Origin of the sequence: Loktanella sp. S4079 (assembly GCF_000967725.1) — a bacterium.
Lineage (GTDB): Bacteria > Pseudomonadota > Alphaproteobacteria > Rhodobacterales > Rhodobacteraceae > Yoonia.
In genome coordinates this window covers 404,435-420,113 of record NZ_JXYE01000002.1, presented here as the reverse complement: position 1 = coordinate 420,113, position 15,679 = coordinate 404,435, and the positions used below count along the sequence as shown (strand labels likewise).

Below are 15,679 nucleotides of genomic sequence, written 5' to 3'. Positions count from 1 at the left end.
AACGATGAATTGCTGAGAGTCGACAATGAACGAAATTACGACATTTAATGCGTCCGGAGTCGAAGAAACCGCGGCAAATCATATGCCCCACTCGATCGAGGCCGAGCAGCAGTTGCTGGGCGCGATCCTGACGAACAACGACATTTTTGATCGTATTGCTTCAGTCGTTGGGCCCAAGCATTTTTATGATCCCGTGCATGCACGTATCTTTGAAACGGCGGCCGCGCGTATCGCGAAAAACGCGCTTGCCAGCCCTGTAACGCTCAAGGCGTTTCTCGAAGATGATGAGGGCCTCAAAGAACTTGGCGGTCCGGCCTATCTTGCCCGTTTGGCGGGCGCTGCGATTTCAGCCTTTGCCGCACGCGACTATGCCCAAATGATCTATGATCTGGCAGTGCGCCGCGAATTGATCAAAGTCGGCCGCGATATTTCGGATAAAGCTGCCCGTGTTGAGGTCGATTCCGAACCAAAAGAGCAGATCGTCGAGGCCGAACAGGCGCTCTATACGCTTGCCGAACAGGGTACGTCTGAAAGCGGCTTCCAGTCTTTCTTGCGCGCGGTAACCGAGGCCGTAAACGTCGCCAACACCGCCTATCAACGCGAGGGCGGGCTTGCTGGCCTATCGACTGGCCTTGTTGATTTGGATGGCAAGCTCGGCGGGCTTCACAAATCTGACCTTCTTATTCTCGCGGGTCGTCCGTCGATGGGTAAGACATCGCTGGCCACCAACATTGCCTACAACGTTGCCAAAGCTTACCAGCGTGGCAAAATGCCTGATGGCTCCGAAGGGGCCGTTGACGGCGGCGTGGTCGGATTCTTTTCGCTTGAGATGAGCGCCGAACAACTTGCCGGTCGTATCCTCGCGGAGGCATCCGAGATTTCATCGCACAAAATTCGTCAAGGTGACATGACCGAAGGCGAGTTCCGGCGTTTCGTTGATGCTGCCAAAAGCCTCGAATCCTGTCCTCTCTTTATTGACGATACTGCGGCAATCCCGATTTCGCAGCTTGCCGCGCGGGCGCGACGGCTCAAACGGACACATGGCTTGGATCTGATCATCGTCGACTATTTGCAGCTGGTACGCGGGACATCCGAAAACCGGGTCCAAGAGATCGGTGAGATCTCCATGGGCCTAAAGGCCGTCGCAAAAGAACTAAACATCCCGGTCATCGCCTTGTCCCAGCTATCGCGTCAGGTGGAAAGCCGCGAAGATAAACGCCCGCAACTGTCCGACCTGCGGGAATCAGGCTCAATCGAGCAGGACGCCGACGTTGTTATGTTCGTTTACCGTGGCGAATATTACACCGAGCGTGAAAAGCCCGATGACGCCAATATGGAAGCCATCGCCGCTTGGCAGGAGAAAATGTCGAGCCTTCACGGTAAGGCAGAGGTCATTGTCGGCAAACAACGTCACGGTCCGATTGGAACGGTCGAACTGGCCTTTACCGCCGAGTTCACGCGTTTTGGCGACTTGGTCAAACCATGGCAAAGCAATGCAGCAGATGAATATTAATCTGCGCAGGGGGAATTCCTGACCTAAGGTCACCTTGCCTTTGCACCCCCTGTCTCGCTGAATAATCAAATGATTATTGATGCTGGCAGGGCCGTTCCCCTGCCACCGGGGCCAAAGGCAAAGATAAGATGGCAATTGAATTCACAAAATCCGCCAGACAAATCGCGTTCGAAAAGTCGCTGCTGTTAGTTGTTGCGATCATTGTCGGAGGATGCTTTGCCTATGTCCTCTTGAGCGGGATCACGGACGAAATCATCGTCAAGATCGCCTCAGCCGTCGCCCTTGTCGTTTCCATCTTTATGGCGATTGCAGTCATCCTCGAGGTGCGCGCTGTGGTGAATAGCGGCAAAGCATGGCGCGTTGTCATCACCGATGATCAGTTGTCATGGGAATCGCCCATTCCAGAGCAGATGAAGCCATTCCAAGTTGCGCTCGCTGATATTGACCGCACCTGTTTAAAAATCACCCGCTTTAGAAACAGTAAGCGTAATCCCAAAAAGGAATGGTCCATCATCCTGCGAAACCGCCATCACATTGCCATTGACGGTCAGATGTCCGGGATCAACCCCAACAAAGTTTTCGAAGCACTTGAAACCAAAGGGATCACCTTTGAGCAGGTGAGCGAACGCAAAGGCTCTGCCGTGAATATCAGCGGATAGCGCCCGCACCCACCCTCGGCAGAATATCGCCGAAGGCACCAACCATTGCATCAATATCACGGTTTCGATCCGGCGCGCACCTGCAACGCGCTTAAACCTCTTGCCGCAATGCCTGCCCCCTGCCAAAAGGTCGGTATGAGTACAGGACGCCTAACTATCGACTTAGACGCCGTCGTCGCCAACTGGCGCGCTTTGGACGGCATGACCAATTGTAAAACAGCTGCGGTTGTCAAAGCGGACGCTTACGGCGTCGGTGCCGAGAACGTATCCAAAGCGCTGTTCAAGGCAGGTGCGCGCAAATTCTTTGTCGCTGTCGCCGAAGAAGCCGTGATTCTGCGCGAAGCATTGGGGAACGGGCCGGAAATCTCTGTGTTTTCAGGGCACATGAACGGCGATACTGATCTTATTCGCGAACTCAATCTGACACCAATGCTCAACTCCGTTGAGCAAATGACCCGCCATTTTGAGACCCTGCCAGAGCATCCGTTTGGCATCCAGATTGACACGGGCATGAACCGTCTGGGCATGGAGCCACAGGAATGGGGCGCCGTCGCTGACCTTGTTTTGGCCCAAGGTCCGAAACTGGTGATGAGCCATCTATCCTGCGCGGACGAGCCGGATCACCCGATGAACCCGCACCAACTGAATGTATTCAAACAGCTGACCGACGGCATTAACGTGCCACGGTCTTTGGCGGCGACTGGGGGAATATTGCTGGGGCCAGAGTATCACTTTGACCTTACCCGCCCCGGTATTGGCCTATACGGCGGCTTGCCTTTTGAGCAGGCGACACCCGTAATCGAAATCGAATTGCCTGTGATCCAAATTCGCGACGTCGCCGAAGGCGAAGTTGTCGGCTATGGCAACAGCTGGCAGGCAGAACGCCCTTCACGGATCGCGACGGTGTCTGGTGGCTACGCCGACGGAATTTTCCGCGTTTTGTCTGACAAAGTCACCTTGTATCACGGTGATACGCCCTGCCCCTTGGTTGGACGGGTCTCTATGGACTTGCTGACAATTGACGTCACCGACCTGCCTGAGGATCCAGAGCGTTTGACGCTCATTGGGCCACAGCAGACGCTGGATAGCTTGGCCACTAAGGCCGGGACAATCGGCTATGAGGTGCTGACCCAACTTGGCGCCCGCTACAATCGCCGCACCTACGGTAAATAGATGCTGAATATACTCCGCATCGCGAATCTGAGCTTGCTCATCTTATTTCCGATTGCCTGGTTTGCTCCGTTGATGCGCGCGGGCTTGCTGCCTGTGTTTGGGCTTAGCGAGATCAGCGTCATCTCTGGTATGCAGTCCCTGTGGAAGAGTGACGTCGCACTCGCCCTGCTGGTGACGTTCTTTGCACTCTTCGCACCCTATTTGAAAACGATTGGCATCGCCTTGATCCATTTCAATTTGATGCGGCGCAAAGTCCTGCCAGTGTTGGCATGGCTGGGTAAACTGGCGATGGCAGATGTCTTTTTGATCGCGCTATATATCGTGCTGGCCAAAGGGGTGGGTATTGGCAAAGTTGAGACCGCTTGGGGCCTATATCTGTTTACGGCATGTATTCTCGCATCAATCGTGATTTCAACGCTGACTGCGAAACGTGATCACTAGACGCCATTTCACTTGCTCGTGGGCTTGCGCTGGTCCAAAAGGTGAACATGTCAAAAAATCTTAACTTCTCATGTTCGGAATGCGGTGCGTCCTTTAGCAAATGGTCTGGCCAGTGCGACGCCTGCCAGTCATGGAATACGATCACCGAAAACAAAGCCCTTTCAAGCGGCCCAAAGGGGAAATCGCTGGGCGCCATCCGTGGCAAAACGATCCCCCTGACTGATCTTGATACCCAAGAAAAAGAACCACCGCGCACCCAAGCCGGCGTGGGCGAGTTGGATCGCGTGCTAGGTGGTGGGTTGGTTAAGGCCTCTGCCCTGCTGGTTGGTGGCGACCCCGGCATCGGGAAATCGACACTGTTGTTGCAGGCCGCTGCACGCTTTGCCCGTAACGGGCTCAAGGTTGTTTATATTTCCGGCGAGGAATCGAATGCGCAGGTGCAAATGCGTGCGCGCAGGCTCGGCCTCGAGAAAAGCCCGGTTTTGCTCGCCTCGGAAACCAACCTGCGCGACATTTTGACGACGCTGGAAAACGAAAAACCTGATCTTGCGATCATCGATTCGATCCAAACGATGTGGGCGGACAATGTCGATAGTGCGCCCGGTTCGGTTTCGCAGGTGCGCTCATCTGCGCATGAACTAACGACATTTGCCAAACGCAACGGCATCGCGATGATCATGGTCGGCCATGTCACCAAAGAAGGCGCAATCGCGGGCCCGCGTGTGGTCGAACATATGGTCGATACAGTGCTCTATTTCGAAGGCGAGCGCGGCCATCAGTTCCGTATTCTGCGTGCAGTCAAAAACCGTTTTGGCCCCGCAGACGAAATCGGCGTTTTCGAAATGACCGGCAAAGGACTGGCTGAGGTCAAGAATCCCTCGGCCTTGTTTTTGTCCGAGCGCACCAACCCTGCCCCCGGCTCTGTGGTGTTTGGCGGCATCGAAGGGTCGCGCCCAATGCTCTGTGAGATCCAAGCACTTGTGGCACCTTCGCCACACAGCCAACCGCGCCGATCCGTGGTCGGATGGGACGGCGGACGCCTTGCAATGATCCTTGCCGTATTGGAATCACGCTGTGGCGTTCCGTTCACCGGATTGGACGTTTACCTCAATGTAGCAGGGGGTTTGCGCATTACAGAACCTGCCGCAGACCTCGCCGTTGCGGCGGCTTTGGTCTCGGCCCGAGAGGATGCCGCGCTTCCCGCTGAGGCCGTCATTTTCGGGGAAATCAGCCTATCGGGTGCATTGCGTCCTGTTGTCCAAACGGAAAATAGATTGAAAGAAGCCCAAAAACTTGGTTTTACAACGGCAATTATACCGCAACAGGCAAAACAGCCCGCGGTGGCCGGTTTGGGTCTGCGACATGCAACGGACCTCGCTGGATTTGTAGAAGAAGTATTTGGCGCCAGATAGCGCTGAGGCAGGAGACGGACTATGGAAGGCTTCACACTTGTCGACGCGGGGGTCGCGATCATCATCCTATTGTCGGGCGTGTTGGCGTATAGCCGCGGTCTGGTACGCGAAGCGATGGCGATCTTGGGCTGGGTCGGCGCAACAATCGTGGCATTCATCTTTGCTGACCAAGTAGAGCCACTGGTGCGGCAAATCCCGATCTTGGGCGATTTTATCGGCGATAGCTGTGAACTTGCGATCATCGCGGCATTTGCAGCCGTCTTTGCCGTGGCGCTTGTGATCGCGTCAATCTTTACCCCGCTGTTCTCGAGCGTCATCCAACGCTCTGCTCTTGGTGGCGTCGATCAGGGCTTGGGTTTCTTCTTTGGGGTGCTACGCGGCATCCTATTGGTGGCCGTCGCGTTCTTTGTTTACGACACCATCTTTGCCAGCCAAGAATTTGCAGCCATCGACGACAGTCGTTCTGCACAGGTCTTTGACCAGCTTACAGGCAAGATCGAAGAGCAAAACCCAGAGGAAGCCTTGGGTTGGATCAAAGAACAGTACCAACAACTTGTCGGATCGTGCAGCGCACCAGTCGAGTAACGCGAACGCCAGTAGAATTGATCAAAGCCACCGCTATTTGCGGTGGCTTTTTGTTTTGAAAGTGACGCAAAATTAGGAGCATGCTCACAAGCATGCCATTTTCACGCCACACAAGTATGATCGTTTCGTGACACCCCGCCCCTGAGCGACTAAGAGAGGGGCATCAAAACCAACTCGGATTCGGAGCCGCCCCCTTGTCCAGCCAAAATTCCCCGATCGACCCGTATGAAGAAGATAAACTGCGCGAAGAGTGTGGTGTATTCGGCGTGATCGGCGCGCCAGATGCTGCAAACTTTGTCGCCCTCGGCCTTCACGCCCTACAGCACCGTGGCCAAGAGGCAGGCGGTATCGTCACCCACGATCCTGAGACCGGCTTTAACCAAGCCCGCCGCATGGGCCTTGTGCGCGACAACTTCACCACCAATGAGATGATGGAAATGTTGCCCGGCACGATCGGTATCGGCCACGTTCGCTATTCGACAGCAGGCAGCAAAAGCCAGCACACCGCCATTCGCGATGTCCAGCCCTTCTTTGGTGAGTTTTCGATGGGCGGTGCCGCCGTTGCCCATAATGGCAACCTGACGAACGCCATCGCCCTGCGTCGTGACCTGATTGAACGTGGCGCGATTTTCCACAGTTCATCTGACAGCGAATGTATCATCCATCTGATGGCACGTTCGATGGGCCGCACAATTCCTGACCGCATGAAAGAAGCGCTCCGCCAAGTTGAGGGCGCTTTTTCTATTGTGGCAATGACACGCAGCAAACTGATCGGCGTGCGCGATCCCTTGGGCATTCGTCCTTTGGTGTTGGGCAAGGTTGGTGACGCACATGTGCTTTCGTCCGAAACATGTGCTCTTGATATCATTGGTGCCGAATTCATCCGTGAAATTGACCCCGGCGAGATGGTTGTCATCACAAGCAACGAAATCAAAAGCTACCGCCCCTTTGAGGACAAAAAACCGCGTCCATGTATCTTTGAATACGTGTACTTTAGCCGGCCTGATTCCGTCATCGCGGGCAAATCAGTGTACGAAGTCCGTCGTAACATCGGTAAAGAACTGGCACGTGAATCCGCTGTTGAGGCGGATATGGTCTGCCCAGTGCCAGATAGCGGCACACCTGCGGCCATCGGCTATAGCCAAGAAAGCGGCATCCCCTTTGAAATGGGGATCGTGCGCAACCAATATGTTGGCCGGACCTTTATCGAACCGACGGCGCAGATTCGGAACATGGGCGTTCGCCTGAAACTGAACGTGAACCGTGAATTGATGCGCGGCAAACGTGTGATCCTCGTTGATGACAGCGTTGTGCGGGGCACCACCAGCCGCAAGATCAAGGATATGGTCCTTGAGGCAGGCGCAGCAGAGGTACATTTCCGCGTTGCCAGCCCGCCAACCGTTTGGCCCGATTTCTACGGTGTCGATATGCCGAACCAAGAAGATCTGCTTGCTGCGCGCATGACCGAAGAAGAGATGTGCGAATACCTTGGTGTGGCCTCGTTGAAATTTGTCTCGATTGATGGCCTGTACCGCGCCGTTGGCGAACCCAACGGCCGCGATCCTAACAACCCTGCGTATCATGATGCGGTATTTACGGGTGACTATCCCGTTGCCCCGTCAGACATGATTGCCAAAGGGTTCAAACCCAAATTCGCGGCGGAATAACCGTGACAACCGTTATCCACCACAATCCGGCCTGCGGCACGTCACGCAATGTTTTGGCGGTAATTCGAGCGTCTGGGACGGAACCTGTCGTGATTGAATATCTGGACACAGGATGGACCAAACCACAGTTGCTGGCGCTTTTCGCGGCAGCAAACCTGACCCCCAAGACCGCGCTGCGCACCACAAAATCGCCGGCGCAAGAACTGGGATTGATGGAACCTGACGTCAGCGACGAAACCATCTTAGACGCCATGATTGAACACCCGGTGCTCGTGAACCGCCCCATTGTGTGTTCCCCCAAAGGTGTCGCATTGTGCCGTCCCTCTGAAACCGTGCTGCCGCTGTTGGAAACCCCTCTTACGGCACCCGTGTTCAAAGAAGACGGAACAGAAATCCTGCGCCCTTAGGCGTAAACGTCGCGTGAAACGGTCTTGACCTTGGGAAGCAATCACCGCAAACCCCGCCTATGACAAAAACAGCTCTTATCACCGGCGCATCTCGCGGCCTTGGCGCAGCTCTTGCAAAGGCGCTAGCGCCCACACATCACATCATTGCCGTAGGCAAAACTGTCGGTGCGCTCGAGGAACTTGATGACGCGATCCAAGCAGCTGGCGGGCAAGCCACGCTCGCCCCGATGGACATCACGGTTGATGAGGCCATGCAGCAACTATGCCGCAGTATCTTTGATCGGTGGGGTAAGCTGGATTTATGGGTCCACCCAGCTATTCACGCAGCGCCATTGGCACCGACAGGACATATCGCACCCAAAGACCTCTCTAAGTCTTATGCCGTCAATATTGAGGCAACATCGCGCTTGATCGCTTACGTCGGGCCGCTTCTGGGTGAGACTGGAAAAGCTGTATTTTTTGATGACGCGCGTGGCGGTGAGCGCTTCTTTGGCGCTTATGGTGCAACAAAATCAGCGCAAATCGCGCTTGCGCAAAGTTGGCAGGCGGAATCCAGCAAAACTGGCCCAAAGGTGCAGGTGCTGACCCCTGCCCCAATGCCGACCGCAACCCGCGCCCGGTTTTTCCCCGGCGAAAGCCGCGATGGATTGGCTGACCCAAATGCAGAAGCTGCGCGCTTGCTGCCTGAAATCTTGGGTTAAGTGCTTCTTTTCTGAGTCCTTTCCGCCACAGGGGCTAAATCGCCTCAAATCTATGCCCTGCATGTCTTGCCGCTCTGGGTTCGCTCGCCTAGGAACGTGATGAGCAGACCAGAGGCAAAATCATGCGCATTCTCATTACCAACGACGACGGAATTAACGCACCGGGGTTGAAGGTCCTGACCGCAATTGCCGAAAAACTGGCTGGAAAGAACGGCGAAGTCTGGACTGTCGCCCCCGCATTTGAGCAATCGGGCGTTGGCCACTGTATCAGCTACACACACCCGACCATGATCGCAGAGCTAGAGCCGCGCCGCTTTGCAGCAGAAGGTTCGCCTGCGGATTGCGTCATCGCGGGGCTTTACGAGGTTCTTAAGGATACGCCCCCAGATTTGGTATTGTCTGGTGTTAATCGCGGCAATAACGCTGCTGAAAACACATTGTATTCAGGCACCATTGGCGGCGCGATGGAGGCAGCCCTACAGGGCATTCCCGCGATCGCATTGTCGCAGTATTTTGGCCCGGGCAACGTTGATCTGGCCGACCCGTTTGACGCTGCTGCAACACATGGGGCGTCAGTGATCAAAACCTTGCTAGACCCAGATCTATGGGACAATGCAAACTATCGCTTGTTCTATAACGTCAACTTTCCACCCGTCGCTGCGCATGATGTCAAAGGGGTAAAGGCCGCAAATCAGGGGTTCCGTACCGACAGCCGCTTTACCGCAGAGGCGCAAACATCCCCGACGGGGCGCAAATTCTTGTGGGTACGCGGCGGTGCGCAACACACGCCCACAGCCCCCGGCACCGATGCAGCAGCCAATCTAGATGGCTATATTTCGGTCACGCCGATGCGCGCCGATTTGACGGACTACGACATGGTTGCCACGCTCGAGGATGTGTTCTTGTGACCTTTGACCCCGCGACAAAGATGCAATTTGTCTATGCACTGCGCAGCAAGGGCGTCACAGATGCCCGCGTGCTGACCGCGATGGAGCAAGTCGACCGCGCCGCCTACATCAAAGGAGTGTTTGCCGAACGCGCCTACGAAGATATGCCCTTGCCGATTGCTTGCGGGCAGACGATTAGTCAGCCCTCAGTCGTTGGGCTGATGACACAAGCGCTCAAGATCACGCCACGTGACAAGGTTCTCGAAATCGGGACTGGCTCTGGGTACCAGGCCGCAATCCTTTCTAAATTGGCACGGCGCGTCTATACCATCGACAGGTTCCGTAGCCTTGTGCAATCGGCGCGTGCAACATTTGAGGCGCAGGGGATCAGCAACATCACGACATTTACGGCAGATGGCAGTCATGGATTGATCGATCAGGCCCCCTTTGATCGCATTCTTCTGACCGCCGCCGCCGAAGATCCCCCCGGTCCGTTGCTCGCGCAATTGCGCGTTGGCGGGATTATGGTCCTACCCGTCGGACAATCCGATACAGTCCAAAGCTTGATCCGTGTTACGCGTCACGAGCATGGGTATGATTATGACGAATTACGCTCTGTCCGGTTTGTCCCCTTGCTTGAAGGGCTCGGACAAGAGTAAACATATAAGAAAATAAGGCACGACCTCAAGAATAAGGGGCGGCTTGGCATAAGGAGCGGTACGATGGCCAATATCAGGCAACGCACGTTAAAACGTATTTTATGGACAGGCGTCGCCTTGACGACACTCGTCGCCTGCGAAGATTTTGATCCCGATTTTCGGGATATCGGCAATGGATTTGATACCTCAAGTTCGGTGAGCAATTTGCCTAATCGCCCACGTCCGGATGATCGCGGCGTGATATCTTATCCGACTTATCAGGTGGTTGTTGCGCGCCAAGACGACACAATCCGCGGGATTGCCATTCGCCTTGGCCTCGATGCAAATGAACTGGCAGAATACAACGGTATCGAACCCGATGTGGCGCTGCGGCGCGATGAAATTGTCGCATTACCCGGACGCGTGGCAGAGCCTTCGGCCGCCACAGGTGCCACCCAGCCGTTTGATGTGACTGCTGTCGCGACAACAGCGCTGGACCGCGCCGAAGCAAATGGCGGCGCGGTGACAGCGACGCCGCTTGATCCTGCGCCGGCTGCAACACCTGCCCCTGCGGCGGCCACACCGACACAAGCTGAACCCGTTCGCCACCAAGTCGCGCGCGGCGAGACGGTTTATTCGATTTCACGCCTCTACAATGTTCCTGTGACGGCCATTGCAGAATGGAACGGGTTAGATAGTGCTTTTACCATCCGTCAGGGCCAATATCTGCTGATACCCCAAGCAGGCCAAAGCCGCCCCGCAAGCGCACCATCGACAAGCACCGCAGTCACAGCACCGGGCCAAGGGACAGCCACGCCTGTACCGCCAAGCGCGTCAACGCCTCTCCCCAGTGCAGCAGCTGCAACAGCAGCAGTAGCGGCACCCGCCGCGCCTGATTTAGGTGGTTCGGATAATACGCCAGAATCTGCGAGCAGCGCGCGCATGGTCCGTCCAGTCGAAGGTAATATCATTCGTGAATATGCCGCGGGCCGCAACGAAGGCATCGATATCGGCGCCCCCGCTGGCACCGCTGTCAAGGCCGCCGATGCAGGTAACGTGGCCGCAGTTACCGCTGATACCAGCGGCGGGTCAGTTGTCGTGATTAAGCACAGCGATGGGTTGCTCACACTTTACACCCACCTCGATAGCCTCACTATCGAAAAAGGAGACACTGTCAGCCGTGGCGAAACCATTGGTAAGGTACGGGCCGGTGATCCAAGCATGCTGCACTTTGAAGTACGCCGCGGCCTGCAAAGTGTCGATCCAGCGGGCTACCTGCCCTAGTGCGTGGAAAATTCCAGTAGGGTGGATTTAAATCCACCCTACGAAAGCTTTACCCCACGGCGACCAGCCAAATCCGTAAAATACTGCCATGCCACACGGCCAGATCTGCTTCCACGGGTTGCTTGCCATTCGATGGCTTCTGCACGCAGGGTCTCATCGTCGATAGACACCCCATAGCTGTCGCAATACCCACGGATCATGCGCAGGTATTCATCTTGATCACAAGGATGGAACCCAAGCCATAGTCCAAACCGATCAGACAAAGAGACTTTTTCCTCGACCGCCTCGGACGGGTTAATAGCCGATGAGCGTTCGTTCTCGATCATATCGCGGGGCATCAGGTGACGCCGGTTGGAAGTCGCGTAGAGCACGACATTCTCGGGGCGCCCCTCGATCCCGCCATCCAGAACGGCCTTCAGCGATTTATAGTGGGCATCGTCGTGGCCAAATGACAGATCGTCACAGAACATGATGAACCGCTCAGACGCGCCGCGTAACATGTTCAGGCAGCGTCCGATGCTTGGTAAATCTTCGCGCTGCACCTCGACGATCTTGAGATTTGGGTGCTCATCTTGCAGTGCGCCATGGACCGCCTTGACGAGACTGGATTTACCCATCCCACGCGCCCCCCAAAGCAGCGCATTGTTAGCAGGCATTCCAGCCGCGAACTGCGCGGTATTCGCCATCAATGTATCGCGTGACCGGTTCACCCCGACCAGCAATTCAACAGCGATACTGTTTACCTTTGGCACCGGAACCAAACGATCAGGGTCAGCGTGCCAGACAAAAGCAGAGGCTAATGAAAAGTCAGGCGCCGTTGCAGGTGGTGGGCGCATCCGCTCTAGCGCCTCTGCAATACGGCGCAACGATTTCTTAGTCACGGGTCTCATCCTCTTCGGTCGCGCCGTCACCGTGAATTTCATCGTCCCATAGCCCCTCTGCACGCAGCTTTGCTTCGCGTTTACGCTCAACACGCGCGACGAGCTGGATCGACACCTCGTACAGGCCGTAGACAACAACAAAGAGGATCACCTGACTGATCACATCTGGTGGTGTCGCCAGCGCAGCGACAATCAAGATACCGACAACCGCATACTTACGCGTTCCACGCAGACCACGGGCCGATACCAGCCCAGCCTTGCCCATCAGGGTCAGCAGAACAGGCAGCTGAAAGCACAGTCCGAAAGCCACGATGAATTTAATGGTCAGGTTCAAATAGGCCTTCGCCGAACCCTGAAACAAAATTCCTGCCGCTTGGGTGGCGCTATCCGTTCCAGCCTCAAGCGTACCGGGTTGTTGGAACCCCAAGAAGAACCCGAAAGCCAAAGGCGTAATCACATAGTAGGCAAACGCCGCGCCAAGAAAGAACATAAAGGGTGACGCAATAAGGAACGGCAGGAAAGCCCCCTTTTCGCTTTTGTAGAGACCGGGTGCCACAAAGCGCCACATCTGATAGCTGATCACAGGGAATGACAGGACAAGCCCCCCCAAGAGCGAGATCGAGATTGCGACAAAGAAGCCCTCTTCGAGGGCGATGAATTGCAAATCACAGGCCTGTCCGCGTGATGCCAGTGCATCACACAGCGGATAGGTCAGAAAGTTGAACACTGGCTCCCATATCGTAAAGCAAATCACCATCCCGATGATAAAGGCCACCAGCGAACGGATCAGTCGTTCACGCAGTTCGGTCAGATGCTCGATGAGCGGCGCGGCGCTATCTTCGATTTCGTCTGTCGCGCTCATGAATTTTCACCTTTGGCTTCTTTTGCTGCGGCAGCGGCCTCTTCGGCTTCGCGCGCTTGACGGTCAGTCGCGGCCTTTGCCATCGCTTCGCTCATTTTTTCTTTGGCGGCCTGGCGTTCTGGCGACAAAGTTGATTTTTCAGGCGCTTGCGTCATTCCTGTCGCTTCTTTGATCTTATCAACGCCGAATTTCTGCGGGTTTGCCGCAGCACGCACAGTTTTGGAAATCTCGTTCACGCCAGCGTCGTCTGCGGCGGCCTCCATCGCGCGGGAAAACTCGCGTGCCATGCCGCGTGCTTTACCAGTGAATTGCCCCAAAGTGCGGAACATTCCCGGCAAATCCTTTGGCCCGATAACAATCAGGGCCACGATGCCGACAAGCACCATTTCGCTCCAGCCTAAGCCAAACATGAACGATTATCCTTTTGCTGATTAGGCTTTGTCTTTTTCTTCAGCAGGCGTCACATCGCGTGCGTTTTCGATGCTGTCTTCGATTTCTTGCTTGCCATCGTCAACACCCTTTTTAAAGGCGGTGATGCCCTTGCCGACTTCGCCCATAAGGCTCGAAATTTTGCCGCGACCAAACAGGACAAGAACGACAACTGCGATCAGTAGAAGGCCTGGCAGGCCGATGTTGTTAAGCATGGTTTTCTCCTCTGTCGGGCGCATGACCCGCATTCAAATTCTATCTGTCAATAAATACGCCCGGCCCAAGAGCAAGGGAAGCGCGAAAACCACGATTTTGTGCCCTGAACGACCCTTTTTTCGTTGGTCCTGAACAGCTTCGTGACAAAAACTTGTCAGTTGCCAGAAAATTGTCAAAACTATCCCGAATCGAAAGGAATTCCATGCGGCGCGCAGACAGATTGATGCAATTGGTACAGTTGCTACGGGACGGGAACCTGCACAAAGCCGGGGATCTCGCGCAGGCGGTTGGCGTCTCGATGCGGACGATCTACCGCGACATGGAAACGCTCGCTGCATCCGGGGTGCCGATCACGGGGGAACGCGGCATTGGTTATCGTGTGACAGCCGCCATCACCCTACCCCCGCTGAACCTGACAATGACAGAGGTCGAAGCATTGCATCTGGGCCTGAGCGCAGTTGGCCATAGCGACGACCCCGAATTATCTGCTGCAGCACGCGCGTTGTCCGCCAAACTCGACGCTGTCATGCCAGAGGACCGCAGCCGCGCGCCTGCCAGCTATGGCTTTGCGGTCTACCCCTTTGCAGATGCGTCACGCGGTTTCCAGTATTTACCCGCGATCCGCCAAGCCATTCGCACCCGTCAAAAGCTCGCTGTGGCGATAAATGACGTCGAAACTACCGTTCGCCCGCTACAGCTAGACTACTGGGGTCGGCTGTGGACCTGTGTTGTCTGGTGCGAAATGCAAAAGGACTTCAAAGAGATACGTGTCGATCAAATCAACAACATCCGCATTCTGCCGAGCCTGTTTGTTGACGAGAATGGGAAATCTTTAGCCGATTTCAACATACGTCGCGTAAAGGCTGGCGGTTGATCAACTTATTCGACAGTGTAGAAGATATTTTCGACCTACGCATCTGGCGGACGCATGAACGCAAAAAACTTAATTATTCACATCGGCCACCGCAACGCCGATGCCTCACTATTGCAAAATACGTTATTTGCGTCGCAATCCATCCTTGAACAACAGCGCATCTATTTTCCGGCTTTTGCCAGCAAGAATGAAGCGGGCTATGCGCTTGGGAGTTGCTATGAAGCCCCCGATGAGCCGAGCCATTGGGACCTGATCAAAGAAGACATTGCAAAGCGTCGATTTGAGAATGTCATCGTTAGCAACCCATCCTTTTTGCGCGATCTTACAGTACAATCCGCGCAGCGCTTTGAGGCCCAAACCAATAATATCGCTGACCAAAAGACAGTGGTCGCCTATTTGCGCCCACCAGGGGCCCATTTTCTTTCGCTCATCCAGCAACGACTGAGACAAGCCAAAGAGCTCGCTCCACCGTCACGCACCCGCGTCAAAGAACGCATTCAACCGCTTTCGCAAGTATGGAGCGGCAAGATTTCTCTGCGGGTCTTTGATGAACAAAACCTGAGCCATGGCAACATCGTTGATGATTTCTTTTTGCGCGAGGTTCCCCAAGCACGCACATCACAGCTCTCGCGGACGAACCCTTTGGCCAAACCGCCCCTATCAACCGAGGCGATGGCGCTTTTGATTGACCGCATGCATGGGCGCTTGGACGAACGGCTTGATCCTGCGTCACTGGTCAAACAGATCATACGGCTGGACGCGATGCTGCCTGATCCCACGCAGCCAACATTGCATGCATCGGTCTTGCAAACGCTCAATAACTGGGCTGCGCCGGATCTGGCATGGCTTCGCGAAAAACAGGGGATCAAATTCCAAGAAGTCAAATACCGACAAATTGATGCGGATGATGTCGATATGGGGCTGATCCACTTTATCGACATGGCGCAGATCGCCCCTGTGAATGCTGATCGCAAACACGCGCTCTATAAACGTGCACGCAGGCTAGCACGCCTGCCGCGTCGTGTGCAGGATTGGATCGCAGCGCGGTAG

18 protein-coding genes are annotated in these 15,679 nt (G+C 55.2%); 14 read left to right on the top strand and 4 right to left on the bottom strand.

Translation table 11 applies throughout. The annotated features are described in order from the left end of the window. Positions 1 to 25: 25 nt before the first annotated feature. The 12 genes from TW80_RS03230 (at position 26) to TW80_RS03175 (ending at position 11,367) form a co-directional block, all read left to right on the top strand. The gene (locus TW80_RS03230; RefSeq protein WP_045995901.1) at positions 26 to 1,513 is read left to right on the top strand and encodes a replicative DNA helicase; all 1,488 of its coding nucleotides are present in this window, start codon (positions 26 to 28) and stop codon (positions 1,511 to 1,513) included. Between the two features lie 128 nt (positions 1,514 to 1,641). Then, positions 1,642 to 2,172 (top strand): hypothetical protein, encoded by a 531-nt coding sequence (locus tag TW80_RS03225; protein ID WP_045995900.1) that lies wholly within the window; start codon positions 1,642 to 1,644, stop codon positions 2,170 to 2,172. Between the two features lie 135 nt (positions 2,173 to 2,307). After that, a complete protein-coding gene (gene alr / locus TW80_RS03220; protein WP_045995899.1) occupies positions 2,308 to 3,345 on the top strand; it encodes an alanine racemase in 1,038 nt (345 codons plus the stop codon). Further along, positions 3,346 to 3,786 (top strand): paraquat-inducible protein A, encoded by a 441-nt coding sequence (locus tag TW80_RS03215; RefSeq protein WP_157033199.1) that lies wholly within the window; start codon positions 3,346 to 3,348, stop codon positions 3,784 to 3,786. It abuts the gene before it with no gap. A 47-nt stretch (positions 3,787 to 3,833) separates the two neighbouring features. Beyond that, complete coding sequence (gene radA, locus TW80_RS03210; RefSeq protein WP_045995898.1) at positions 3,834 to 5,198, top strand: DNA repair protein RadA; 1,365 nt, start codon at positions 3,834 to 3,836, stop codon at positions 5,196 to 5,198. A gap of 21 nt (positions 5,199 to 5,219) precedes the next feature. Continuing rightward, positions 5,220 to 5,783, top strand: coding sequence for a CvpA family protein (locus TW80_RS03205; protein WP_045995897.1), 564 nt, complete (start codon positions 5,220 to 5,222; stop codon positions 5,781 to 5,783). A gap of 194 nt (positions 5,784 to 5,977) precedes the next feature. After that, complete coding sequence (gene purF / locus TW80_RS03200) at positions 5,978 to 7,450, top strand: amidophosphoribosyltransferase (protein WP_045995896.1); 1,473 nt, start codon at positions 5,978 to 5,980, stop codon at positions 7,448 to 7,450. Between the two features lie 2 nt (positions 7,451 to 7,452). After that, the gene (gene arsC / locus TW80_RS03195) at positions 7,453 to 7,857 is read left to right on the top strand and encodes an arsenate reductase (glutaredoxin) (protein WP_045995895.1); all 405 of its coding nucleotides are present in this window, start codon (positions 7,453 to 7,455) and stop codon (positions 7,855 to 7,857) included. Between the two features lie 59 nt (positions 7,858 to 7,916). Beyond that, positions 7,917 to 8,558 carry an SDR family NAD(P)-dependent oxidoreductase gene (locus TW80_RS03190; protein WP_045995894.1) on the top strand — a complete coding sequence of 214 codons (642 nt, stop codon included), beginning with the start codon at positions 7,917 to 7,919 and terminating at the stop codon, positions 8,556 to 8,558. 122 nt (positions 8,559 to 8,680) lie between these two features. Continuing rightward, positions 8,681 to 9,466, top strand: coding sequence for a 5'/3'-nucleotidase SurE (gene surE, locus TW80_RS03185; RefSeq protein WP_045995893.1), 786 nt, complete (start codon positions 8,681 to 8,683; stop codon positions 9,464 to 9,466). Beyond that, positions 9,463 to 10,104 (top strand): protein-L-isoaspartate(D-aspartate) O-methyltransferase, encoded by a 642-nt coding sequence (locus TW80_RS03180; protein ID WP_204218464.1) that lies wholly within the window; start codon positions 9,463 to 9,465, stop codon positions 10,102 to 10,104. The genes surE and TW80_RS03180 overlap by 4 nt, the downstream gene beginning before the upstream one ends. 63 nt (positions 10,105 to 10,167) lie before the next feature. Beyond that, the gene (locus TW80_RS03175; RefSeq protein ID WP_045995892.1) at positions 10,168 to 11,367 is read left to right on the top strand and encodes a M23 family metallopeptidase; all 1,200 of its coding nucleotides are present in this window, start codon (positions 10,168 to 10,170) and stop codon (positions 11,365 to 11,367) included. Between the two features lie 38 nt (positions 11,368 to 11,405). Here the strand turns inward: TW80_RS03175 and TW80_RS03170 are convergent, their stop codons facing one another. Genes TW80_RS03170 through TW80_RS03155 form a run of 4 tightly spaced genes read right to left on the bottom strand, consistent with a single transcriptional unit; the run spans position 11,406 to position 13,754 of the window. Continuing rightward, complete coding sequence (locus TW80_RS03170) at positions 11,406 to 12,203, bottom strand: ATP-binding protein (protein WP_084625740.1); 798 nt, start codon at positions 12,201 to 12,203, stop codon at positions 11,406 to 11,408. A gap of 37 nt (positions 12,204 to 12,240) precedes the next feature. After that, on the bottom strand, positions 12,241 to 13,110 hold the full coding sequence (tatC, locus tag TW80_RS03165; RefSeq protein WP_045995891.1) for a twin-arginine translocase subunit TatC: 870 nt from the start codon (positions 13,108 to 13,110) through the stop codon (positions 12,241 to 12,243). Next, a complete protein-coding gene (tatB, locus tag TW80_RS03160) occupies positions 13,107 to 13,520 on the bottom strand; it encodes a Sec-independent protein translocase protein TatB (RefSeq protein WP_045995890.1) in 414 nt (137 codons plus the stop codon). Before tatB ends, tatC begins: the two co-directional genes overlap by 4 nt. 21 nt (positions 13,521 to 13,541) lie before the next feature. Further along, a complete protein-coding gene (locus TW80_RS03155; RefSeq protein ID WP_045996976.1) occupies positions 13,542 to 13,754 on the bottom strand; it encodes a twin-arginine translocase TatA/TatE family subunit in 213 nt (70 codons plus the stop codon). 203 nt (positions 13,755 to 13,957) lie between these two features. Here TW80_RS03155 and TW80_RS03150 point away from each other — a divergent pair, with 203 nt between their 5' ends. Both TW80_RS03150 and TW80_RS03145 read left to right on the top strand, forming a co-directional pair. Next, positions 13,958 to 14,629 (top strand): helix-turn-helix transcriptional regulator, encoded by a 672-nt coding sequence (locus TW80_RS03150; RefSeq protein WP_045995889.1) that lies wholly within the window; start codon positions 13,958 to 13,960, stop codon positions 14,627 to 14,629. A gap of 54 nt (positions 14,630 to 14,683) precedes the next feature. After that, the gene (locus tag TW80_RS03145; RefSeq protein WP_045995888.1) at positions 14,684 to 15,679 is read left to right on the top strand and encodes a hypothetical protein; all 996 of its coding nucleotides are present in this window, start codon (positions 14,684 to 14,686) and stop codon (positions 15,677 to 15,679) included.